This window comes from Methylocapsa sp. S129, from assembly GCF_009765995.1.
Lineage (GTDB): Bacteria > Pseudomonadota > Alphaproteobacteria > Rhizobiales > Beijerinckiaceae > Roseiarcus.
In genome coordinates, this window is the sequence record NZ_LMUI01000011.1 from 1132304 (window position 1) to 1154001 (window position 21698).

The 21698-nt window shown below is 63.6% G+C and carries 19 protein-coding genes; 13 read left to right on the forward strand and 6 right to left on the reverse strand.

What is annotated here, in order from left to right; genetic code table 11:
* Positions 1-198 precede the first annotated feature (198 nt).
* Complete coding sequence (locus GSQ90_RS07790; protein WP_158814180.1) at positions 199-420, forward strand: hypothetical protein; 222 nt, start codon at positions 199-201, stop codon at positions 418-420.
* 5 nt (positions 421-425) lie between these two features.
* On the opposite strand, the gene GSQ90_RS07795 is transcribed toward GSQ90_RS07790, so the two are convergent.
* The 3 genes from GSQ90_RS07795 to GSQ90_RS07805 all read right to left on the reverse strand — a co-directional run bounded on the left by GSQ90_RS07795 (position 426) and on the right by GSQ90_RS07805 (position 1873).
* Complete coding sequence (locus GSQ90_RS07795) at positions 426-1073, reverse strand: type II toxin-antitoxin system HicB family antitoxin (RefSeq protein WP_158814181.1); 648 nt, start codon at positions 1071-1073, stop codon at positions 426-428.
* A 119-nt stretch (positions 1074-1192) separates the two neighbouring features.
* Positions 1193-1429: a hypothetical protein gene (locus tag GSQ90_RS07800; RefSeq protein WP_158814182.1), complete on the reverse strand. Its 237-nt coding sequence runs from the start codon at positions 1427-1429 to the stop codon at positions 1193-1195.
* Between the two features lie 63 nt (positions 1430-1492).
* The gene (locus GSQ90_RS07805) at positions 1493-1873 is read right to left on the reverse strand and encodes a hypothetical protein (protein WP_158814183.1); all 381 of its coding nucleotides are present in this window, start codon (positions 1871-1873) and stop codon (positions 1493-1495) included.
* 254 nt (positions 1874-2127) lie between these two features.
* On the opposite strand from GSQ90_RS07805, the gene GSQ90_RS07810 reads away from it, so the two are divergent.
* Positions 2128-3909 carry an adenylate/guanylate cyclase domain-containing protein gene (locus GSQ90_RS07810; protein WP_158814184.1) on the forward strand — a complete coding sequence of 594 codons (1782 nt, stop codon included), beginning with the start codon at positions 2128-2130 and terminating at the stop codon, positions 3907-3909.
* Between the two features lie 313 nt (positions 3910-4222).
* On the opposite strand, the gene GSQ90_RS07815 is transcribed toward GSQ90_RS07810, so the two are convergent.
* Entirely contained in the window at positions 4223-5002 is a 780-nt protein-coding gene (locus GSQ90_RS07815) for a class II aldolase/adducin family protein (protein ID WP_158814185.1), read from the reverse strand.
* A gap of 198 nt (positions 5003-5200) precedes the next feature.
* On the opposite strand from GSQ90_RS07815, the gene GSQ90_RS07820 reads away from it, so the two are divergent.
* The 4 genes from GSQ90_RS07820 (at position 5201) to GSQ90_RS07835 (ending at position 9881) form a co-directional block, all read left to right on the forward strand.
* Positions 5201-6592 carry a malonyl-CoA decarboxylase gene (locus GSQ90_RS07820; RefSeq protein ID WP_246731449.1) on the forward strand — a complete coding sequence of 464 codons (1392 nt, stop codon included), beginning with the start codon at positions 5201-5203 and terminating at the stop codon, positions 6590-6592.
* Positions 6592-8106 (forward strand): malonyl-CoA synthase, encoded by a 1515-nt coding sequence (locus GSQ90_RS07825; RefSeq protein ID WP_158814187.1) that lies wholly within the window; start codon positions 6592-6594, stop codon positions 8104-8106. The genes GSQ90_RS07820 and GSQ90_RS07825 overlap by 1 nt, the downstream gene beginning before the upstream one ends.
* A complete protein-coding gene (locus tag GSQ90_RS07830) occupies positions 8103-8894 on the forward strand; it encodes a transglutaminase domain-containing protein (RefSeq protein WP_158814188.1) in 792 nt (263 codons plus the stop codon). Before GSQ90_RS07825 ends, GSQ90_RS07830 begins: the two co-directional genes overlap by 4 nt.
* A 111-nt stretch (positions 8895-9005) precedes the next feature.
* The gene (locus GSQ90_RS07835) at positions 9006-9881 is read left to right on the forward strand and encodes a class I SAM-dependent methyltransferase (RefSeq protein WP_158814189.1); all 876 of its coding nucleotides are present in this window, start codon (positions 9006-9008) and stop codon (positions 9879-9881) included.
* Here the strand turns inward: GSQ90_RS07835 and GSQ90_RS07840 are convergent.
* Entirely contained in the window at positions 9856-10716 is an 861-nt protein-coding gene (locus GSQ90_RS07840) for an SDR family NAD(P)-dependent oxidoreductase (RefSeq protein WP_158814190.1), read from the reverse strand. The two genes, GSQ90_RS07835 and GSQ90_RS07840, sit on opposite strands and share 26 nt — an antisense overlap.
* Before the next feature lie 181 nt (positions 10717-10897).
* On the opposite strand from GSQ90_RS07840, the gene GSQ90_RS07845 reads away from it, so the two are divergent.
* Entirely contained in the window at positions 10898-12664 is a 1767-nt protein-coding gene (locus GSQ90_RS07845; RefSeq protein WP_158814191.1) for an ATP-binding protein, read from the forward strand.
* Positions 12665-12744: 80 nt separating this feature from the next.
* On the forward strand, positions 12745-14508 hold the full coding sequence (locus GSQ90_RS07850) for a bifunctional diguanylate cyclase/phosphodiesterase (RefSeq protein ID WP_158814192.1): 1764 nt from the start codon (positions 12745-12747) through the stop codon (positions 14506-14508).
* A gap of 99 nt (positions 14509-14607) precedes the next feature.
* Here the strand turns inward: GSQ90_RS07850 and GSQ90_RS07855 are convergent, their stop codons facing one another.
* The gene (locus GSQ90_RS07855; protein ID WP_158814193.1) at positions 14608-15000 is read right to left on the reverse strand and encodes a response regulator; all 393 of its coding nucleotides are present in this window, start codon (positions 14998-15000) and stop codon (positions 14608-14610) included.
* A gap of 176 nt (positions 15001-15176) precedes the next feature.
* Here GSQ90_RS07855 and GSQ90_RS07860 point away from each other — a divergent pair, with 176 nt between their 5' ends.
* The 5 genes from GSQ90_RS07860 to GSQ90_RS07880 all read left to right on the forward strand — a co-directional run bounded on the left by GSQ90_RS07860 (position 15177) and on the right by GSQ90_RS07880 (position 21380).
* Positions 15177-16136, forward strand: a complete 960-nt coding sequence (locus GSQ90_RS07860) for a cation diffusion facilitator family transporter (RefSeq protein ID WP_158814194.1) — start codon at positions 15177-15179, stop codon at positions 16134-16136.
* A 348-nt stretch (positions 16137-16484) separates the two neighbouring features.
* Positions 16485-18911, forward strand: coding sequence for a diguanylate cyclase (locus GSQ90_RS07865; RefSeq protein WP_158814195.1), 2427 nt, complete (start codon positions 16485-16487; stop codon positions 18909-18911).
* 107 nt (positions 18912-19018) lie between these two features.
* Positions 19019-19261: a hypothetical protein gene (locus GSQ90_RS07870; protein ID WP_158814196.1), complete on the forward strand. Its 243-nt coding sequence runs from the start codon at positions 19019-19021 to the stop codon at positions 19259-19261.
* A 128-nt stretch (positions 19262-19389) separates the two neighbouring features.
* On the forward strand, positions 19390-19749 hold the full coding sequence (locus tag GSQ90_RS07875; protein WP_158814197.1) for a hypothetical protein: 360 nt from the start codon (positions 19390-19392) through the stop codon (positions 19747-19749).
* A gap of 71 nt (positions 19750-19820) precedes the next feature.
* On the forward strand, positions 19821-21380 hold the full coding sequence (locus GSQ90_RS07880) for a Ppx/GppA phosphatase family protein (protein WP_158814198.1): 1560 nt from the start codon (positions 19821-19823) through the stop codon (positions 21378-21380).
* Positions 21381-21698: the final 318 nt, after the last annotated feature.

A 21698-nucleotide genomic window follows, 5' to 3' on the forward strand; every position in this document is an offset into this window, starting at 1 on the left:
AACGCGGCGGACGCGGCGACGACGTCTGGCGCACGCGCATAGAAGCCGACGCTTTTTGAAAGATCAAACAGTGAAGGTCGCTTATCGGAATCACATTTGAAGGGAGAATCGAGCCCTTGGCGCGATGCGTAGACCTGACCCTCTCAGTTTGAAAAGCGAAAGCCTTGACCATTGCGCCTCGGCGCGTATCCGTGTCGCATGGATGCTCTGACGCTTTTTGGCCTTTTCGCGGTGACCGCGATGCTGGTTTGTTATGCGCTTGAAAGCCGCAGCCCTTGGTTTGTCCTTGCCTTCGCCGGCGCCTGCCTGCTGGGCTCGGCTTACGGCTTTTTGCAAGGCGCATGGCCCTTTGGGCTGATCGAAGCGATATGGGCCGTCATCGCCGCCTGGCGTTGGCGAACGAGGACAACGACGACCTAAAGGCCCTAAAGGATAGCGTCTTGCCGCCGTGATCGAACGTCATCTTTCGACGCCGACGGACTCGTGGCGACCTGAGCGAAGAACTTTGAAAGCTCCTCGCGGAACAGGCCGCTGACGATGATCGGATTGGATTGTCTCTCGATCGGCAATTGGTCGGCGCGGGCGCTGATGCGCTCAAACATGCCCGCGAGATAATCATGTCGATTCCTTGCGCCATCGGCGAGGTCGCGAACGATTTCCGCAAGCAGGTAATTGTTGGCGAGACTCACGGCTTGCGTGTGTCTTATGCAATCGGCGAGTTTTTCCAGTCTCGCCGACAGGTCTTTGTCGTCGATCTCGGCGTTTTTTCTGAGCGGCGACATAGCGAGCGCGTTGTTCGTGGACTTCGCGTTGCTGTCGCGCGCTTCTCGAATAAGAATCGCGGCGCCGCAATGGCGATCCTCGCCGCCAACGACGGCCTCCAGCGTCGAAGGCTCGGGGATGGAAACGCCGTCCTGCTCCAACACGGCCAGATGATCGGCGAGAGCTTTTTGCGCCGCGGCGCGCGCTTCCTCAAACGTCGCCGCGGTCGCGACGCATCCTGGCAGGTCCGGGAATGTCGCGCTGAAATCCATATCGGGATTCTGGAGGATGACGGCATAATATTGGCGCATGTCGTTTGTCCTACGCTGTCGGTCGACGGGGCGGCCCGGGAGCGATGTGAAGCTGCTCGCGGCTCGTGCAATTTGATGATTTTTGTTGGAGGCGCTGGCGGGGCCAGCGGTCGGCGCGCTCAAGACGAAAACTTCAGTTCGACGGGGCCGGCGGCGATGCTGATGATGCTTTCACGGTCGGCGCCCTCGAATCTGGCATAGCCGATCGCGGCGTCTTTGCTGGCGAACATGCCGCCGCAAAGCCCATGCGTTTCCTGGACGATCCAATGGCCGCCGCGGTCGCGGCCCAGCACGAAATTCAGCGGTTCAGGAGGCTCAGCGGGAAGCGCATTCTCTTCGACACTCGTTTTTGGCACAAAACTCTCCGTGGTTCTTGGGAGGCGCAGGGCGTCGCCGGACGCCCTCGATGCGCCCTTCGGTTAATTTGAATGGTCCTCATGCATCGGGCGCCCGGCGCAAATGCGGCCCGCCCGGCCCAAACTGGGGCAACCTTCTTTCATGCCTGAGTCGCCATTTGGTGTGTCGTTGCTCGTGAGGCGCTTGACGCAATGAGCGCCGCCCCGGCCCAGACCTGTGCAATCCCATTGCGAACCCAAATCCCGGATTGTCTGCCGATGCGCGTTGGAAACCATCAACCAGCCAAAGAATGTCAGCCAGCCGACCGCCAGAATGGCGGCCGCGGCGAAGCCAAGGATTTCCAACAGGATGCGGGCGGCGTCCCGGAGCGTCAGAAGGTGGAGGTTCATTTCGGCGACCGACGTTCTGTCGCCGGCCTTGGCGCCAAGAGTCTCGTCAAACACGGCGACCTCCTGAACGCACTGGGGCCTATTGAGCCGCCTTGCTAGCGCCGGACGGTGCAAAAACTCCATATTGAATGGCGGTCGTCGCTATAAGGATTTCGTAAAGTCCCGTCGTCCCCGCGTTCCCTTGGCGGCGCATAAAACCAGAGCTATGGCGTCAAATGCGTCGATCGCCAGTGGCGCGCGGACATTTCAGCCCTATATCTTGGCCCTATGACTCCGGGCGGTGGTTTGGAATGTCGGGAACGGAATTCATGAACGAGACGCGGAAACTTGTGGCGATTCTGGCCGCCGACGTGGTCGGATACAGCCGGCTCGCTGGCGCGGACGAGGATCGCACGCTGGCGCGGTTCCGGGCGCTGCGCAGCGATTTGATCGATCCGACCTTCGCCGTGCATCGCGGGCGGGTAGTCAAGCGCATGGGCGACGGGTTTCTCGTCGAGTTCCGCAGCGTGGTCGACGCCGTGCGCTGCGCCATCGAGCTTCAGAACGCCATGGTCGAACGCAACGCCGGCGTGCCCGAGGACCGCCGCATCGTCTTCCGCATCGGCATCCACCTCGGCGACGTGGTCGAAGAGAGCGACGGCGACCTGATGGGCGACGGCGTCAATATCGCCGCGCGGCTGGAGGGAATCGCCAAGCCCGGCGCCATCTGCCTTTCCGAGGACGCCTATCGCCAGGTGCGGGCGCGGCTCGATCTGGCGATTACCGATCTTGGCCATACCCAGCTCAAGAATATCATCGAGCCGGTCCGCATTTATTCCGTTGAGGTTGGCGTTCCCGCCCAAGCCAAGTCCGCGCCGCCGCCCAAACCCGCCGCGCCGGAAAAACCCGCGCCGCCGCCCGTTCCCCCAAGGCTCTCCATCGCGGTGCTCGCGTTCAACAATATGAGCGGCGACGCTGAACAGGAATATTTCTCAGACGGGATCAGTGAAGACATCATCACCGATCTTTCCAAACTGTCCAATCTGCACGTGGTCGCCCGCAATTCGTCTTTCGTCTACAAAAAGGCGGCGGTCTCCATCCCGGAAGTCGCCAAGGCGCTTGGCGTCCGCTACGTGCTCGAGGGCAGCGTGCGCAAGGCCGGCAACCGGGTCCGGGTCACCGCGCAATTGATCGATTCGACCGACGGCGGCCATGTCTGGGCCAGCCGGTTCGATCGTGAGCTCACCGATATTTTCGCCATTCAGGACGAACTGACCAAGGAGATCGTTTCGGCGCTGAAATGCAAGCTGACGATGGGCGAACTGGGGCGGCTCGCCCCGAGGCGCAGCGTCAATGTCGAAGCCTATGAGCTTTTCCTGCGCGGCCGCGAGCAGGCGTTGACGGCGACGCGGAGCGGCACGATCGGCGCGCGCCGCCTGCTTGAGCGCGCTATTGCAATCGATCCCAATTATGCCGCGGCCCATGCGGTGATCGCTATGAGCCATATGCTCGACTACGCCAACGGCTTCTCGGCGGATCCCGAGCAATCGCTGCGGATCGGCCGGGATATGGCGGAGCAAGCGGTGCGGATGGATGAAGAGGAGCCCCTCGCTCATCTCGCGCTATGCGTCGCTTACATGTGGAGCAAGGAGCTCGACAAGGCGCAGGCGGAGGTGGCGCGGAGCCTCGCTCTGTCGCCCAATTCCGCCGACGGCTTACGCATGACCGCCCATATCAAGATATTCGCCGGCGATCCCGCGAGCGCCCTCGAAGACCTCGACGTCTATATGCAGCGGGACCCGCATTATCCCGATATGGCGTTGCAGCTTGTCGCGGATGCGCGCTTCGCGCTTGGCCAATACGAGCAGGCGGTCGAGGCGATCGAGCGAAGACTCGCGCGCAATCCTCAATCGGAGACCGCCTACGCCTTGCTGGCGTCCTGCTACGGCCATCTTGGACGACCGGAAGAATGCCAAAAAGCATGGCAACAGGCGGTGCGGATCAATCCCACCTTCTCGATGGAGCGCCGCCGGCGCGTCCTGCCGTTCCGCAGGCCTGAGGATTTCGAACGCCGCGTCGAAGGCCTCCGCATGGGGGGCGTGGAGGTCTGAGACGGCCGGGCGCGGGCGTCCTTGAGGGACGGAAGCGAGAGCGCGGGAACGCAATGTCCGCCTCTATTGCTTAGAGCCTGATGACTTTTGATCGAAGCGGTCGATGGTGATCCATCGTTTCGCATGGCGGAGCGTGTTTCACCTCAGAAGGTTGGTCAAGTGCGCGCCCAAAGGCGCGCCGCCTCCGGCGGTCGCCCGCAGGGCGACACTTGACGAACCTTCTGAGGTGAAAAAAATGCCTCCATGCGAACAATGGCTCAATAGCGAAACTGCCGCCGATGGCCGTTCGATTCAATCAATTCTCTTCTCTGCTCTAGCGGCGGCGCGCGTTCGCCCCCGTCTTTTTCTTCGGTCCGCGCTTGGGCGAGGCGGATTTTGTCTTCGTCGCGGCGGTTTTCTTCTTGGCGCGCGCCTTCTTGGGCTGGGCGCGCGTCTTGATTTCGCTCTCCGGCCCCCGCCCATAAGTCTTGAACCGTTCGACGATGCGCATCACTTCATCGTCGGAAAGAACGACCGGTCGTCCGGCGGCCAAAGCGAGATAGTACAGTTTCGCCAGCGTTTCGAGTTCGCCGGCCCGCCACATCGCCTCGGCGAGCGTGGCGCCCGTCGCGATCATGCCGTGATTGCCCAAGAGAACGCCGTTGCGTCCCTCAAGGCCGGCGACGGCCAGATCCGCCAGTTCCTTGGTGCCGTAGGGCGCATAGGGCGTGCAGCGCACGCTGGGCCCGCCAAAGATCGCGATCATGTAATGGGCCGCCGCGATCGGCTTATGCAGCATCGACAAAGCCGTGGCGTAAATGGGATGGCAATGGACGATGGCGCCGACGTCAGGGCGCGCGCGCATGATGTCGAGATGAAAGCGCCATTCGGTGGAAGGCTTGTAGCGCCCCGACCAGGCGCCATATTCGCCGCCCAGCGGCATCAGCGCGAGCATTTCGGGCCGCATGTCGCTATAGGGAATGGCGCTTGGCGTGATCAGCATCGCCTCGCCTAGGCGCGCCGAAATATTGCCCGAGGCGCCTTGATTGATCCCGGACGCGTTCATAGCGCGACATTGGGCGATGATGGCGACGCGTAGATCCTTTTCCTTCATCGACCCCGATTCCCGCCCCGAACCTCATGATTCGCCATCTTAGAACTGTTTGTGACACATGAATATGAAGCTGAAGCAAAGTCAGGATATTTTTGTCATATTTTCTTCACAAAGCGACAGGGCCTGGCCTGCGCTTTGCCCGCGCCCCCGCGGCCCTCTATGCTATCGGCTCGCCAACCCGAATGCGATGGAAGCCGCGTGACCGAAGCCTCAACCAATGTCACTTTCTTTTCCGGACTGCTGCAGACGGTCGCCGATCGCGGGCGTGCGCTGGTCGGCTATCGCCGCGCCGCGCCGCCGAGCGTCGCCGGCCTGCTTGGCCTCGCGCAAAAGCTGGTCGCCGGGCGCGGCGAGGCCTCGGCGATGGCGCTCGCCGCCTCGATCCTGGTGGGCTATGGCGCGCTGGCGCCGCCGCAAAGGCTCGAATTCCTGACCGGCGCGGCGAAGCGTTTTGGCCCCGATCTCGACGCTTTGGCCGCCGCGGCCCAGGCGTTTCTCGCCAATCCCGACGAGGGCGAGGCGGCCAAGCTGATGAAGACAGCGGAGCCGCGCCGTCAGGAATTGCTGCGCCGCCTCAATCACGCGCCCGGCGGAACCCTGGCGCTGGTGCGCATGCGCGAGGACATGATCGGGGCTTTGTCGGACAGCCCGGCGCTGACCGCTCTCGACGCCGATTTCGTTCATCTCTTCACGTCCTGGTTCAATCGGGGATTTCTTGTGCTGCGCCGCATCGACTGGACGACGCCCGCCAATATTCTGGAGAAGATCATCCGCTATGAAGCGGTTCACGCGATCCAGGGCTGGGACGATCTGCGCCGCCGGCTCGAGCCGCCCGACCGTCGCCTCTATGCGTTTTTTCATCCCGCGCTCGGCGACGAACCGCTGATCTTCGTCGAAGTCGCGCTGACCGATGCGATCCCGGCGGCGATCGCGCCCCTGCTGGCTCCCGACAGAGCGGAGCTTGCGCCAAAAAGCGCGACGACGGCGGTGTTCTATTCGATCTCCAACGCCCAGCGCGGCCTTGCGCGCGTCAGCTTCGGCAATTTCCTGATCAAGCAAGTGGTCGAGGAATTGAAGCGCGAATGGCCGCGCCTGACCAATTTCGTGACGCTGTCGCCGGTCCCCGGCTTTGCCGCATGGCTGCGGCGCGAGGCGGCCGACAAGAATTCGCCGGCAATTTCCGCGCAGGCGCGGCGCGCGCTGGCGCTGCTGGAAAAGCCGAACTGGTCGGCCAAAATTGCGGCCAAGGACGCGTTCGAACGCACGCTGGTCCCGCTCGCCGCGCATTACTTTCTCCATGCGCGCACTGCTTCGGGCCGCGTCGTCGATCCCGTCGCGCGTTTTCATCTGGGCAATGGCGCGCGGCTTGAACGGCTCAACCCGTTCGGCGATCTGTCCGAAGCGGCCTTGCGCCAGTCGCATGGACTGATGGTCAATTATCTCTACGATCTCGATCATATCGAAGAGAACCACGAAGCCTTCGCCAACAAGAACGAGGTCGTCGCCTCATCGGCGGTGCGTAAGCTCGCGCGGATAAAGCCGCGCGAAATCGCCGAAGCGGCGCCCGAGAGCGGAGGCGTCGAGTCCTGATGTCCGCCAATCTGTTCGACCTGATCCGCGCCGCTGCGCCCAATCTTGAAAAAATGGCGATGGAATCGCCTGATGGGCTTTCGCTGACCTATGGCGAATTGTTCGAGCGTTCGGGATGCGCCGCCCATGCGCTGATCGCGCTCGGCGTCGAGCCAGGCGACCGCGTCGCTGTGCAGATCGACAAATCGCCCGATATGATCGTCGTGGTGCTCGCGTGCTTGCGCGCCGGCGCCGTGCTGTTGCCGCTGAATGTCGCCTATACGCTGGCCGAGCTCGAATATTTCCTGTCCGACGCCAAGCCTGCGCTTGTCCTGTGCCGGCCTGTCGCGCTCGAAGCCATGCGCACGCTGGCGGAAAAGCTCGCGCTGCCGGCGGTCGAAAGCCTGGGCGCGAGCCGTGACGGCGGCTTTGCCGATCGCATCGCCGCCGCGCCGACGGAATTCGCGACTGTCCCGCGCGCCGCGGACGATCTCGCCGCGATCCTCTACACCTCCGGCACAACCGGGCGCTCGAAAGGCGCCATGCTGACGCATGACAATCTTGCCTCCAATGCGCTGACGCTGATCGACGTCTGGCGCTTCACCAGCGCCGACGTGCTGATCCACGCACTGCCGGTCTTTCATACGCATGGACTGTTCGTCGCCACCAATGTCGCGTTGCTGAGCGGCGCGACGATGATCTTCCAGCCGCGCTTCGATCCCGATGCGATCGTTGCGGCGCTGCCGCGCGCCACCAGCCTGATGGGCGTGCCGACCTTCTATGTCCGGCTTGTCGAGCATGAAGGCGTGACGCGGCAATCGACCGCGCATATGCGCCTGTTCGTCTCAGGCTCGGCGCCGCTGCTCGCCGAGACGCATGCGGCATGGCGCGGTAAGACCGGTCACGCGATTCTCGAACGCTACGGCATGACCGAGACCAATATGATCGCGTCCAACCCTTATGACGGCGAGCGGCGCGCCGGCACGGTTGGTTTTCCGCTGCCTGGCGTCAGTCTGCGCATCGCCGAGCCCGAGACCGGCAAGGCGCTCGCGCAAGGCGAGATCGGCGTGATCGAGGTCAAAGGCCCCAATGTGTTCAAAGGTTATTGGCTGATGCCGGAAAAGACGGCGGAGGAATTTCGCGCCGATGGGTTTTTCATCACCGGCGATCTCGCCAAGATCGACGAGCAGGGTTACGTGAATATTGTCGGCCGCGCCAAGGATCTCATCATATCGGGCGGCTTCAACGTCTATCCCATCGAGATCGAAGCGGAGATCGACGCGCTCGAAGGCGTCGCCGAGAGCGCCGTCATCGGCCTGCCGCATCCCGACTTCGGCGAGGGGGTGACGGCGGTGGTCGTGAGCAAGCCGGAGGCCTTGTTGTCAGAGACCGCGGTGATCGCGGCGCTGGAGCGGCGCCTTGCGCGCTACAAGCTGCCCAAGCGCGTGTTCTTCGTCGAGTCTTTGCCGCGCAACGCGATGGGCAAGGTGCAGAAGAAGGCGCTGCGCGATGCGCATGAGGGCCTTTACGGGTGACCGAAGCCGCGCGGTGGATCGCGCATAGCCCGATGTCCGACCCGGGGGACTATGCCGCATTGTTTGCGCGGCTTTCGGGTTCGGTCGATGTTTTGAGCGACGCCGTTCAGGGCGTCCTCGTCCATTCGGACTGGCTGTCCTCCTATGGCCTCGATGAAAGCTGGAACACCCGTTCCAGGGAAACATTGGGGGTCGCCGAACGCCTTCGGCTCATATTCAGCGTGGATTCGCGCCCGCTTGACGTTCGGCGCCCGCCCGCCAAGCGTTCGCCCGCCACCTGTCGCGACTTCGCGCTCATGCTGGTCTCGGCGTTAAGAACCTACAATATTCCGGCGCGGCTGCGGTGCGGTTTCGCGGCCTATCTGGGCGGCGCATGGGAAGATCATTGGGTTTGCGAATATTGGGATATGCGAGCCGGCTGTTGGCGATTGGCCGACCCCCAAATCGATGACGTTCTGAGAGCGGAGCTCAAGATCGATTTCGACCCGTCGAATCTTCCACGCGAATTTTTCCAGACGGCGGGGGAGGCGTGGCGGAACTGCCGTGCGGGGTTGTTCGATGCCGATTCCTTTGGCCAGGGGCGAGCGACCGGTCTGTGGTTTATGCGCGTCAATGTCGTTCGCGACCATTACGCTGTGAACAATAGGGAGACTTCGCCTTGGGACGGCTGGCGGGCGGCGACCGAGCCGCAGCGGGCGCGGAAGGACTTCGACAATTTGCCGCTCGACGCATTGGCCGCGTCTCCAGAGCAGCCCGTTGTGGAACTCGTTCCCGACTGGCTGGCGTGATCGTCAAGACATCAGGTTCCCAGGCGGTTGCGCCATGGCGCGAAGAGCGGCGCGGGCTTATTATCCGGCGGCGTCCCTGAATCGGGACCGCGCCCAACAACGAGGCTAGGGATGGAACCAGCAGCGCCGCATGAGGCAAACGCCGATCAGGCCGCCTATTGGAACGGGCCGGGCGGGCGGCATTGGACGGATCGGCAAGAAATCCAGGACGCGGTGCTGGCGCCGGTCTCGGAAGTTCTGATCGCTCGCGCGGCGGTTGAAACGGGCGAGAAAATTATCGATATCGGCTGCGGCTGCGGCGCGACGACTTTGGCGATCGCCGTGCGCGCCGGCGTCTCGGGCGACGCGCTCGGTCTCGATATTTCAGCGCCGATGCTGGCCAGAGCTAAGGAGCGGACGTCGCCGGGCGCGCCGGTGCGATGGGTCGCGGCCGATGCGACCGTCTATCCCTTCGAACCGGGACGCGCCGATCTCTTGTTTTCCCGATTCGGCGTGATGTTCTTCGCCGACCCTACGCTTTCCTTCGCCAATATGCGCACCGGGTTGCGCCCGGGCGGCCGCCTGGTTTTCGCCTGCTGGCGGGAGCCGCGGCAAAATCCCTGGCTGATGCTGCCGCTCCAGGCGGCCTACAACCACGCGCCGCGCCTGCCCGAGCTCGGTCCCGAGGATCCCGGGCCGTTCTCGTTCGCGAGCGAGGAAAGGGTTCGCCATGTCTTGAGCAAGGCGGGCTTCTCCTCGGTGGCGATGCAGCCCGTCAATCTTCTGCTTGACGTTGCGGTAGGCGGCGGGCTCGACGCCGCCGTCGAAGGCGCGCTCGAAATCGGACCGGCGAGCCGCGCGCTTGAGGATCAGCCGCCGGAGGTCCGGTCGGCCGCGGCGCGCGCCATCCGCGCCGCGCTCGCGCCCCATCAGAAGGGCGAGAGCGTGCCGCTGGGCGCCGCGATCTGGATCGTGACGGCGGCTAACCCTCGCGTTCGGCCTTCATGAAATCGGCGAAGGCCTGTTTGAAATCGGGATGCCAGCGCGACAGGGCAGGGCGGTTCTCGATGAGATCCTGCGCCGCCCAAAGAATCCGGCGCTCGTCGATCGCGCGCGTGACGTCATTGTCGGGGCACAAAATATAGAAATCGCCGACGGTCATCGCGGCGAGCATGAAGTCGATGACCTGCTCGGGCGTCCAGGCCGCCGCCGGTTTTTCGGCGACGCGCACCTTTGTGAAGCCCGTGAAGGTGAAGCCTGGCACCAGCAGATGCGCCGTCACCGCGCAGCCCTCTATATTGCGCAATTCATGGGCGAGCGCCTCGGTGACGACCTTCACGCCCGCTTTGGCGACATTGTAGGCTGTTTCGCCCGGCGGGCAGGTGATGCCCTGTTTCGACCCGGTATTGACGATCGCGCAGGGCGTGCGTTGGGCGATCATCGCCGGCGCGAAGACCTGCACGCCGTGAATCACGCCCCACAGATTGACGTCCAGGATTTTGCGCCAGCGCGCGGGGTCGCCGAGCAGGCCGCCGCCGCCCTTGACGCCCGCATTGTTCATCAGGAACGCGACTTCGCCGAAGCTTTCATAAGCCTGGTCCTTGAGGCGCTGCACGTCCTCCCGGCGGCTGACATCGGCGACGACGGCGCGCACATTTGCGGGACTCGCGGCATGGCGGGCGACTTCGGCGGCGGCGCGATCGAGCGCGGCGGCGTCGACATCGGCCAGGCACAATTTCAGCCCAAGCTCAGCGAGCTTGATGGCGGCGGCAAGGCCGATGCCGCTGGCGGCGCCGGTGACGACGGCGACGCGATCTCTGGTCAAGGCGGGATGGAGCGGCATGTCATATCCCTTTCGGGGGATGGGTCGGTGTCGGGGACGGACGCATCCATCCATTCCGGCATCCAAGCGTTTCTGTAAAGCGTTCCTTAACCGTGTTTGCGCCCGATCCCCGGGGTTTTGTTTTCTATAAGGATTTCGTGTTTCACTGGCTTGACGAATTTCGTTCAAAATAGGGCGCGCCTTGACCTACCAGGGTTCCGATCAACAGCTACTTGACCGCGACAGCGCCGCTGAACCGCTCGGCCATGTTCTTTCCGTGCGCGGATCGGAAGCGCAGGTCGGTCTTCCCAGCCCCTCGCCCGATCATGAAGCGCGCGCGACGGTCGGAAAATTCCTCGCCATCGGCGCCGGCAGGCGCCGGCTCGTCGGCATGGTGACCGAAGTTTCGGTCAATAATCTCGACAGCCGTTACGGCGCGGTCGCGCGCATCGATCTGATGGGCGAGATTCGACGGGACGCGGCGGGGATCGACAGCTTCCGGCGCGGCGTTACCGAATATCCCGCCATAGGCGACACCGCCGCGATACTGGGCAAGGAAGAACTGCGGCTGATTTACAAGGCCTCGAGCGCCAACGCGATCAATATCGGCCATCTCCATCACGACGAGTCGATTCCCGCCTTCATCGACGTCGACAATCTGTTGACCAAGCACTTCGCCATTCTGGGATCGACCGGCGTCGGAAAATCGAGCGGCGTCGCCGTCATCGTGGGCGAAATTCTCTATGCGCGGCCCAACCTGCGCATATTCATGCTGGACGGCCATAATGAATATGGGCGTTGCTTTGGCGATCGCGCCAACGTCATGAATCCCGGCAATCTCAAACTGCCGTTCTGGCTGTTCAATTTCGAGGAGATCGTCGACGTCATTTATAGCGGCCGGCCCGCGGTCGATGACGAGATCGAAATTCTCGCCGAACTCATTCCGATCGCCAAAGGCATGTATCTGCAGCACCGCGCTTCCACGGATCGCCTTGTGCTGAGGAGGACCGACGCCAAAAACGCCGGCTATACCGTCGACACGCCTGTGCCCTATCTCTTGCAGGATCTGATTTCCCTGATCGACGAGCGGATGGGGAAACTGGAGAACCGCTCCTCGCGCATGAACTATCACCGTCTCATCACCCGCATCGAGACGATCAGAAACGACCCGCGCTATGGCTTCATGTTCGAGAACGCCAATGTCGGCGGCGATACGATGGTCGAGCTTCTCACCCAGCTTTTCAGGCTGGAGCCCAATGGCAAGCCGATCACCATCATGCAACTCGCCGGCCTGCCAGTCGAGGTCGTCGACGCGGTGGTCTGCGCGCTTTGCCGCCTCGCCTTCGATTTCGGGCTGTGGAGCGATGGCGCGATCCCGATGCTGTTCGTCTGCGAGGAAGCGCATCGCTACGCCGCCGCCGACCATACGATCGGCTTTGGCCCGACGCGCCGCGCCTTGTTGCGCATCGCCAAGGAAGGCAGAAAATACGGCGTGTTTCTCGGGCTGGTGACGCAGCGGCCCGCCGAACTTGATCCGACCATCATCTCTCAATGCAGCACGCTCTTCGCGATGCGGATGGCCAATGATCGCGATCAGGCGCTGCTGCGCTCGGCCGTGTCGGACGCGGCCGCCAATCTGATGGCTTTCGTGCCTTCACTGGGCACGCGCGAGGTCGTGGGCTTTGGCGAAGGCGTTCCGCTGCCCGCGCGCCTCACCTTCAAGGCGCTTCCGGCCCATCTGCTTCCCCGCAGCGAAGCGATCGGCCGCCCGGCGCCCAATACGGACGTCGCTTCGGGCAAGGAATTCATCCGAGCCGTGGTCGAGCGCTGGCGCGGCGCCGCCCTCGGCCATAAGGGACGGCAGGAAGAATTCCCGGTCGAGCCGGAGGCCGCAGGCTTCAAGAACCCGCCCGCTCCGGGCGCTGGCGCGAGATTCGAGCAGATTCGGTCGCAGATACTCAAACGCTGAGCCAGGCGCGACGCCACAGCCGCTGAAGAAGCGCCGAATGCGACGCGCGGCGCTTTGAGCGACGGAGCAAAGAGCGGGATATGAGCGATTTGAGCGGCGGCGCAAACAAGGGTCAGGACGGGCCGATTCAGGAATTGGGCGACGGTTCGAGGCTTCTTGAGGACATTGTTCGCGTCCTGCCGCTGGGCGTCGCCATCCAAAGCGCCGACGGAACGCCGCTCTACGCCAACGCCGCCGCGATCGGCCATGGCGCGCATCGATTGCGCGAGAGCGAACCGCCTCACGCCGCGCTGGAGACAGAGCGCGCCGGCGATGACAATCAAGGCCGGATCCTTCGCTCGCAGACAAGGATCGACGGCCGCACCATCGAGATCAATCGTCACGCGATCGTCGTGCGCGGCGCGCGCTACAATGTCGCGACATCGGCCGACGTCACCGACCAGGCGAATCTGGAGGACGAACTGTTCCGCCGCGCTTATTTTGACGATCTTACGGGCCTGCCCAACCGGGCCTTGCTCGAAAAGGGCGTCAAGGATCTGATCGAGGGCGGCTCCGAGGAGACGAAATTCGCTCTGGCCTTTATCGACATCGATAATTTCAAGTCCATCAACGACTATTATGGGCTCGCGGCCGGCGATGACCTGCTGGTCAAGATCGCCGGCCGGATCGCCGGCCAAATTCGCTCCTCCGATATGCTGGCCAGAGTCGGCGGCGACGAGTTTGTGCTGCTCTTGAGTCCGATCGGCGGCGTCGATGAACTCGACGGCGATGTCGAGCACCTGTCGGCGCGATTGAAAGAGCCCTTCTTCATCGACGGGCATGAACTGTTCACCTCGGCGTCGATCGGCGTCAGTGTGTTTCCGATTGATGGAAGCGACCCTCAGGTTTTGTGCGCCAATGCCGACGCGGCGATGCACCGGGTGAAGAGCGCCGCGAAGGGCGCCGTGGGCTTCTTCGGGCCAGGGCTTGGCGATAGCGCGGCCGAACGCGCCAAACTCGAGCAAAGACTGAGGCTGGCCATTCGCGACCGGCGCCTCAGTTGCGCGTTCCAACCCAAGGTGGATTTCCGGTCGCGATCGGTGGTCGGGATCGAAGTCTTGCTGCGCTGGCGCGATGAAGAGGGCGTGATTCACGCGCCCGGCGATTTCGTCAATCTCGCCGTCGAGCTCGGCTTGATGGACGACATCACGCGGCTGGTGCTGGCGCAAACTGTTGAAGCGATCGACACGATCGACGAAGCGTTCGGGCCGCATGCGACGATCAGCATCAACATCGCGGCCAAACAGGCGGGCGACTTTCGATTCATGCGCTCTTTCGCCGACGCGCTCGCGGCCACCCGATATCCCGAGCGCTTCATGGTGGAGCTGACGGAGGAAGCCTTTCTGCTCAAGAGCCAGTTCCAGACGCGCGTCCTGCCGATGCTGCGCGACATAGGGACGAAAATCTCCATCGACGATTTTGGCGTCGGCTATTCCTCTCTTTCGGCGCTGGCCGATATTACCGCGGACGAAATCAAGGTCGATCGCTCGTTCATCACGCAAATCCACCGCCGCCCGAGAAGCCAAAGCCTCCTGACCGCCATCGAGTCCCTGGGCGCCGCTCTTGGAATGAGCGTCGTCGTCGAAGGCGTGGAGACGATTGAAGAGCTGATCTATCTTGAGGCGGCGACACGCATCCGCCTGGCGCAAGGTTATTATTTCGCCCGGCCGATGTCTTTTGACGAAATGCCGCGCGGCAAGCATCCTTTTTCTGATGTTCGTCAGGCGGCCGGCGCTCGCGAAGCTGTCGCCGGCCGCGCCTTCGCGCCCAGAGCGCCGCGTCGAAACGACGGCCGCGCGCTCTAGGTTCTTTAAAAGCGCGCGCGATTTGCGAAAAACCGGCATCCACTTTTTCGCCGCGCGCTTTGAGCGAGATTGCGCGCCGGACGCCGCGGCGAGGATGCGTCAGTGGCCAAGGCCTTCGGCGGCCATCTCGCGTAATTTTCCGACAATTTGCCGGGCGCGATAGGGCTTGCTGAAAAACACGCTTTCGCGCGGCATATCCTCGTTGCGCAGCGTCATTTGCCCTGAAGCGATGATGATTTTCACCGGCGGCCAGCGGTCGCGAACGCTGCGCGCCAGTTCAAGGCCGTTCATCGAGCCCGGCATGTTGACGTCCGTGAACAGGATGCCGATATCGGCGTGCTCTTCGAGGAGCCGGATCGCTTCTTCGGCGCCGCCCGCCTCATAGGTTCTGAATCCGGCCTCCTTGATCATGTCGAGCGCATCCAGTCGAATAAAAGGTTCGTCTTCGACAACGAGCACGGTGGTCGGGTTCTGGGAATGTGATTGTTCCATGATGATATAACCGCGACCGACGGTTAAGGTTCAAACTTATTGTGAAACGCTGGGGTTTTCCCATTTCGTTAGTCTTGGCCGCTCGCTTTCTTCGCCTCCCGACTGGCGGCCTCGCGAGGTCTGGAAAGACCGTCCGGGAGAGCGTAGAGAAGCGTCAGCTTTCTGGGGAAGAGCGCTTGGTCCACAATCACCATCACGACGATCACGGCCACGACCATCACGATCATGGCCATAGCCATGGTCACGCGCATGTCCATGCGCCCAAAAACTTCGGCCCTGCTTTCGCCATCGGCGTCGCCCTCAACCTCGGCTTTGTCATCGCCGAGGCTGTCTATGGCCTGCTGGCTAATTCCATCGCGCTGGTCGCCGACGCCGGCCACAATCTTGGCGATGTGCTGGGGCTGGCGATGGCCTGGACGGCGATGGCGCTGGCCCGGCGGGCGCCGTCGCAGACCCTCACCTATGGCTTGCGGCGCGGCACGATTCTCGCCGCGCTGATGAACGCCGTGCTGCTGCTGGTGACGGTCGGCGCCATCGGCGTCGAAGGCGTGCGCCGCCTGTTCGAACCGGCCGCGGTCGCTGGCGTGACGGTAATGGCGGTGGCCGCCGCCGGCATCGTCGTCAATGGCGTCACGGCCTGGTTGTTCGCCTCCGGCCGCAAAGGCGACATCAATCTGCGCGGCGCCTTTTTGCACATGGCGTCGGATGCGCTCGTGTCGCTCGGCGTCGTGATTGCCGGCGCCATCATCCTGACGACGGGCTGGACATGGCTCGACCCTTTGGTCAGCATCGTCATCGCCATCCTCATTCTGTGGGGAACCTGGGGCCTGTTGCGCGATTCCCTCGCGATGGCGCTCGACGCCGTGCCCGCCAACATCAAACTCGACGAAGTCCGGGCCTTTCTCGAACGGCAGCCCGGCGTCGCGGGGATTCACGACCTTCACATCTGGCCGATGAGCACCACCGAAACGGCGTTGACCTGTCACTGCCTGCTGCCAGGCGGCCATCCAGGCGACGAATTTCTCGTGCGCCTCGCCCATGAACTGGAAGCGCGCTTCGCCATCGGTCACGCGACGATTCAGGTCGAAGTGAATGCGCATGTCGCCTGCGCGCTCGAACCCGATCGCGTGGTTTAGGGCTGGGTCTGACGGCGCCGGATCGCTCGCGGTCGCCCTGTCCGGGCGGCAAGACGTCATTTCCATCATATTCGCCAGGCGCGCCTCGGTCCCACGGAAGTTTTCCGGTGGTTTCCTGTTCCCTAGCGGCACGAACCCCAAAAGTATCAGAAAGTATAGCAATATCAATGCTTTGCGTATTGGTTTGGGTAAAAACCATATTGCGGGCGCGATCGCTGGCGGCAATCCCAACAAACATTTGACAGCATTTAACTTTCTCTTGGTTGTTTCGTGCTGAATTGCTCAAGGAGTTTTTTTCAAATTTAGAAAACAAGGGATGGCCAGGTGCTGGGTCGGCGGATCTTACCCTTGATCGCCAGAATTGGCGTCAGGCCGCAGCTCTCGCTCGTGGTGCTCATCGCGATCCTGCCGCTATTGGCGGTGCTGCTTGTCGGCGTCATCAAGAATCGCCAGCTCATTTTTCAAGCGGCCACGACCCGCGCCCAGGATCTGGCGCGGCTCGGCGCGGAGCGGCAGGACGACGGGTTTCAGGACGCCAAAACCGTGCTCTCGATGCTTCGGCGCCTGCCGCAGGTCACGGCGGCGAGTCCGGAGAATTGTCACGCCGCCCTTCAGGCGATCGGCCGCGAATATCCGCAATTCACGTCGATCGGCGTAGCGGACGCCAAGGGCATGGTCACCTGCATGAGCCTTCCCGCCAAATTGCTGGCTTTCCGCGATACGGACCTTTTTCGAATCGCGATGGCCGCGCCGCCGTCGGCATTCGTCGTCGGCAAGTTTTTGATCGGGCCGATCACCGGAAAGCCGATCGTCGTCGCCGCGACGCCGCTGCGCGCTTCGGCTGGGGACGAGACGCCGACGGGCATCGCCTATGTCAGCCTGGATTTGGACCGCGCCGCACAACATGCGTGGGACTTTGCGACGGCGAAGGATGCGACCCTGTCACTGATAGACAGCCGCGCCGCGACAATCCTCGCTCGTTCTTCCGGTCAGCTTAGGCTGGCGGGAACGACGCTCACGGGCTCCCCCCTGGTTTCGGCGATGCTTGCCCATCCCGACGGGGGTTCGGTTGAAGCGGTCGATGTCGATGGAACGTCAAGAATCTTTGGATTCGCTCCGCTGATCGCGGGCGGCGGCTCCGGGCTTATGGTCGCGGTCGGCCTGTCGCGCGCAACGGTGATGGCGGACGCCGACTGGCGCCTTATGATGGGCGTCGTGGTTGCCCTCTTCACCGCGCTTATCGCGGCCGGAGCGGCGTGGCTGTTTGCCGATCGCACGCAATTTGGGGCGATCCGATCCCTGGTCGAAACAGCGAAAAAGCTTGGCGCGGGAGATCTCGCCGCGCGCGCGGATATGGCTGCGTGGCAGGCACCCGAATTTCGCGCTTTGGGCAAGACGCTCGGCGATATGGCCGATGGCATCGCGGTCGCGCAAGAAAAGCTCAGCGCGAGCGAGCGCCAGCTCCGGCTGCTCGCGGCCAACGCGACCGACTTGATCCTGCTTATCGGCGGCGACGGGCAGCGCCTCTACGCTTCTCCGGCTTGCCGCACGCTGCTTGGTTTTGAACCGGAGGAAATGCTTCGGATATCTTCGAAGGAAGCGATCCATCCCGAGGATGTCGGGGTCCTCGACAACCGATTCAAGTGGAGCAATGGCGCGCCGACGATCGCGACATATCGCATGCGCCGCAAGGATGGCGGTTACGTCTGGGTCGAGGCCGTTTCACGAGAGATCGCGGTGGAGGCTGGACAGCCGCGTCAGCGCGTCGTCGTCGTTCGCGACATCGACCTGCGCGTCGCCGCCGAGCGTCGCCTCAAGGAAAGCGAGATGCGCTACCGTTTTCTGGCGGAAAATGGCGCCGACATGGTGTTTCAATATGATCGCGATCTCGTACGCCAATATGTCTCGCCCGCCTGCAGGGAGATTCTCGGCTACGAGCCCGAGGACCTGATCGGCAAACGCGCCTTCGGCACGACCCATCCCGATGACGCCGAGCGTGTCGCGCAGGTTTTTCAATCCGTGCTTTCCGGCCAGTCGGAGCGCGCGGTCGTCGCCAATCGCATGCGCCATCCCAATGGAAACTGGATCTGGATCGAGGCGCAACTGAGAACGATGCGAGATGAGCAGACCGGCGCGCCATCGGGCGTGATCGGGTCGATGCGCGACATTTCCGTGCGCAAGGCCGCCGAGGATCAGCTCGAAGAGGCCAATCGACGCCTCGAAGCGCTGGCGGGACAGGACGGACTGACGGGCCTGGCCAACCGACGGACTTTCGACGACGCCCTTGCGCGAGAGCACCGGCGCGCGCTGCGCGACAAGACGCGCCTCGCCATGATCATGATCGACGTCGACTGGTTCAAATCCTTCAACGACCGTTACGGCCATCCGGCCGGCGACGAATGTCTGAAGCAGGTCAGCCGAGCGATAAAAAACACGCTGCCCCGGCCGGGCGATATTGTCGCGCGTTACGGCGGCGAGGAGTTCGCCGTCCTGTTGCCCAATACCGACGAAAGCGGCGCCATGATCATGGCCGATCGCATCCGCCGGGCGGTTCTCGCTTTGGCGATCGAGCACGACGCGAGCCCCGCCAAAGTGGCGACGATCAGCGCCGGCGTCGGCGCATGGGCGCCGAACGCCCTGGACATCGGGCTGGAGGTGCTGATGCAAGACGCCGACCGCGCGCTCTATCGCGCCAAAAACGACGGCCGCAACGCGATTGTCTGCGCCTCGGCGCTAGGCGGGGCGTCCGCCACGGGGCGGCCAAGCGCGGCGTGAGCATCCGGTGAGGGCAGCCCTTTGCCGTTCCGAAAAAACGTCAATCGGCGCGGAACTTTTGTGCGTCTCGCCACGTTTGCGTCCAATCCATCGGGAAAGGACGCGATATGGCCAAATCGACATGGCACGCCTATTACTTTGACAGCCTCGACAGGACGGCGCCGGTGGCGCGCACGGCTCTTATCGAAGCTGACAACGAGGACGACGCCGGAAAAATCGCGATCGCCCAGATGGGCCGTTGCATGCGCGTCGATGTCGCCCGCCTGATGTGGGGGGTGCATAGGCCCACGGCGCCGGCGTCCCGGGGCCTGGCGGCGAGAGCCGCGCTGCCGATTGGCGCGTCGTTTTAGGAAAATGCGAATGACGACCTTTGTCGATGCGCGCCCGGAATGATTGCAGCTTGATCGCATTTTCAATAATCTCCGGCTGGCGGCGGCCGCGTGGCTAGAGGCCGGGAGAGACAAGCGGAGGTTTGCCGATGACGCCTGTGCTGATCTTAATCGCTTTGGCCGCATCCGTGCCGAACGCGGATCCGCACAGAATATGTCAGGACGCCCGGACTGCGGCTCTGCCCGAGGACAAGTCGAGCGCTTTCGACAGTTGCGTGCATGACGAACAAGCCGCGCGTGAGCAGCTCCAGAAAAAATGGACGCAATTTTCGGTCAATGCGCGGGCGACCTGCGCCGAGCCGGGAGCCTTGATGACCAGCTATGTCGAGATGCTGACCTGTCTGGAAATGCAGAGCGGCGCTGATTTCGGCACCGCAAAGGTTCCCTCGCCAGATGTCGCGGCCCCGGCCAATCCCGCCGCGCCGAACGCGGCCGGCCAGAAACCGTAGGCGTCGGCTCCCGGCCTCGTCTATGATCGGCGCAATCCGTCGCAATCGGCGGGAAAGACCGGGGGAGCGCGATGGCCAGGGAGCCGAGCCGAAAAGACGCCGCCCTTCAGCGTCCGCTTGATCTCAATCCCGAACGCGCCGGTCGGGCGGATCGCGCGCCCTACGCCATCGTCGACATCGGCTCCAATTCGGTGCGCCTCGTCGTCTATGACCAGCTCGGCCGCGCGCCGCTGCCGCGCTTCAATGAAAAATCCCTGTGCCGTCTCGGCGAAGGTCTCGCGCAAACCGGGGCGATCCAGCCGGACGGTTTTCGCCGCACCGTCCAGGCGGCGCGCCGCTTTCGCGCGATCGCCGAAGCGATGGGCGTGACGCGGATCGAGGCGACCGCGACCGAGGCGATCCGGCGCGCCAGCAACGGCGGGGAGCTCGCCGCCGCGATCACCGCGGAATCGGGCCTTGCGGTGCGCATTCTCAGCGGCGCCGAAGAGGCGCGCTTTGCGACGCTCGGCGTGATCTCCGGCTTCTTCCGGCCCGTCGGACTGGTCGGCGATATGGGCGGCGGCAGCCTCGAAATCGCCGAGGCGCTTGACGACCGCGTCGGCGAGCGCTGGGTCAGCCTGCCGCTCGGCGCGCTGCCGGTCGAGGCTTTGCTCGCCGAAGGCCTCGCCGAGGCCAAGCGCCGCGTCGACGCGATGCTGCGCGAGAATTTGCCGTCCGAATTCGCCAAGCCGACCTTCTACGCCGTCGGCGGCGGCTGGCGCGCTTTCGCCAAGGCGCATATGGAGACGGTCGGCGCGCCCGTGCGGGTCGTGCATGGCTATACCCTGGCCGCTACTGAGGCGCGCGGCTTCGCCAAGATGCTGTTGCGCCTCTCGCCGGCCAAGCTCGCCGCGACGCCCGGCGTCGCCGAGCGGCGTGCGCGCACCTTGCCGGCGGCGGCTTTCACGCTCGATCGCGTGCTGAAGCGCCTGGCGCCTGAGCGCGTCGTGTTTTCGGCGCTCGGCTTGCGCGAGGGCTTTCTCTATGCGCAGCTCGACGAGGCCGAGCGCTATCTCGATCCGCTTGTCGAAGGCGCGCAGCTCGTCGGCCTGCCGCTGGCGCGCGTGCCCGATTTCGCGCTGGCGCTCGTCGCCTGGACCGCCGATCTTTTTCCCGGCGAGGCGCCGGCGCAGACGCGGCTGCGCGTCGCGGTCTGCGCGCTGTCCGACATCGCCTGGCGCGATCATCCCGATCTGCGCGCCGAGGAAAGCTTTCGGAGGCTGCTGCAGTTTCCTTTCATCGGCGTCGATCATGCCGAGCGCGTTTTCGTCGCCGCGGCGATTCACGCGCGCTATGCGGGGCGGCTTGATGCGCCCTGTCTCAGCCCGGCGATCGGCCTGCTGTCGCCCGCCTTGCGCCGGCGCGCGCAAATCCTCGGCCGCGCGATCCTGCTCGCCTATCGCTTTTCCGGTGGCGCGCCCGCGATGCTGGCCGGCGCACATTTGCGCATCGAGGCTGATTGTGTGCGCCTCGAAGTCGCCGCCGCCGCGCGCGCCCCCGACAGCGAAGTCGTTGGCGACCGCTTGCGACTCCTCGCCGCCGCGCTCGGCGTCAAGCGCAGCGAGATCGTGGTGGTGGAGGGGGCGAAGTGAAGCTGGGCGGTTCCTGCGTTGCGTACCGCCGGGCGCCGAAGTTCATGCCGATGGCGTGCGTCAGCCAAATTGAAAGGGCGCCTCTTCTCCCTCCCCCCTTGTGGGGGAGGGTTAGGGAGGGGTCGCACTGTACTATCCGAAAAATTACCGTATCTCACATTGATAGTTCAGCGCGACCCCCCTCCCTAACCCTCCCCCACAAGGCTACGGGATTCACACGAGTGATTTGCGTTGAGCGATTGCATATCCTTCGAGCAAGTCGGCCAACCGTCGCCATCCCTCAGCCATGGTCTTGGGGCCTGGGGGTTTGTAATAGCA

Excerpts from the sequence above, each read along its gene's own strand:
- GSQ90_RS07790 (WP_158814180.1), top strand. The coding sequence starts at position 199 with ATGGATGCTCTGACGCTTTTTGGCCTTTTCGCGGTGACCGCGATGCTG.
- GSQ90_RS07795 (WP_158814181.1), bottom strand. The coding sequence starts at position 1,073 with ATGCGCCAATATTATGCCGTCATCCTCCAGAATCCCGATATGGATTTC.
- GSQ90_RS07810 (WP_158814184.1), top strand. The coding sequence starts at position 2,128 with ATGAACGAGACGCGGAAACTTGTGGCGATTCTGGCCGCCGACGTGGTC.
- GSQ90_RS07815 (WP_158814185.1), bottom strand. The coding sequence starts at position 5,002 with ATGAAGGAAAAGGATCTACGCGTCGCCATCATCGCCCAATGTCGCGCT.
- GSQ90_RS07825 (WP_158814187.1), top strand. The coding sequence starts at position 6,592 with ATGTCCGCCAATCTGTTCGACCTGATCCGCGCCGCTGCGCCCAATCTT.
- GSQ90_RS07835 (WP_158814189.1), top strand. The coding sequence starts at position 9,006 with ATGGAACCAGCAGCGCCGCATGAGGCAAACGCCGATCAGGCCGCCTAT.
- GSQ90_RS07840 (WP_158814190.1), bottom strand. The coding sequence starts at position 10,716 with ATGCCGCTCCATCCCGCCTTGACCAGAGATCGCGTCGCCGTCGTCACC.
- GSQ90_RS07850 (WP_158814192.1), top strand. The coding sequence starts at position 12,745 with ATGAGCGATTTGAGCGGCGGCGCAAACAAGGGTCAGGACGGGCCGATT.
- GSQ90_RS07855 (WP_158814193.1), bottom strand. The coding sequence starts at position 15,000 with ATGGAACAATCACATTCCCAGAACCCGACCACCGTGCTCGTTGTCGAA.
- GSQ90_RS07870 (WP_158814196.1), top strand. The coding sequence starts at position 19,019 with ATGGCCAAATCGACATGGCACGCCTATTACTTTGACAGCCTCGACAGG.
- GSQ90_RS07875 (WP_158814197.1), top strand. The coding sequence starts at position 19,390 with ATGACGCCTGTGCTGATCTTAATCGCTTTGGCCGCATCCGTGCCGAAC.
- GSQ90_RS07880 (WP_158814198.1), top strand. The coding sequence starts at position 19,821 with ATGGCCAGGGAGCCGAGCCGAAAAGACGCCGCCCTTCAGCGTCCGCTT.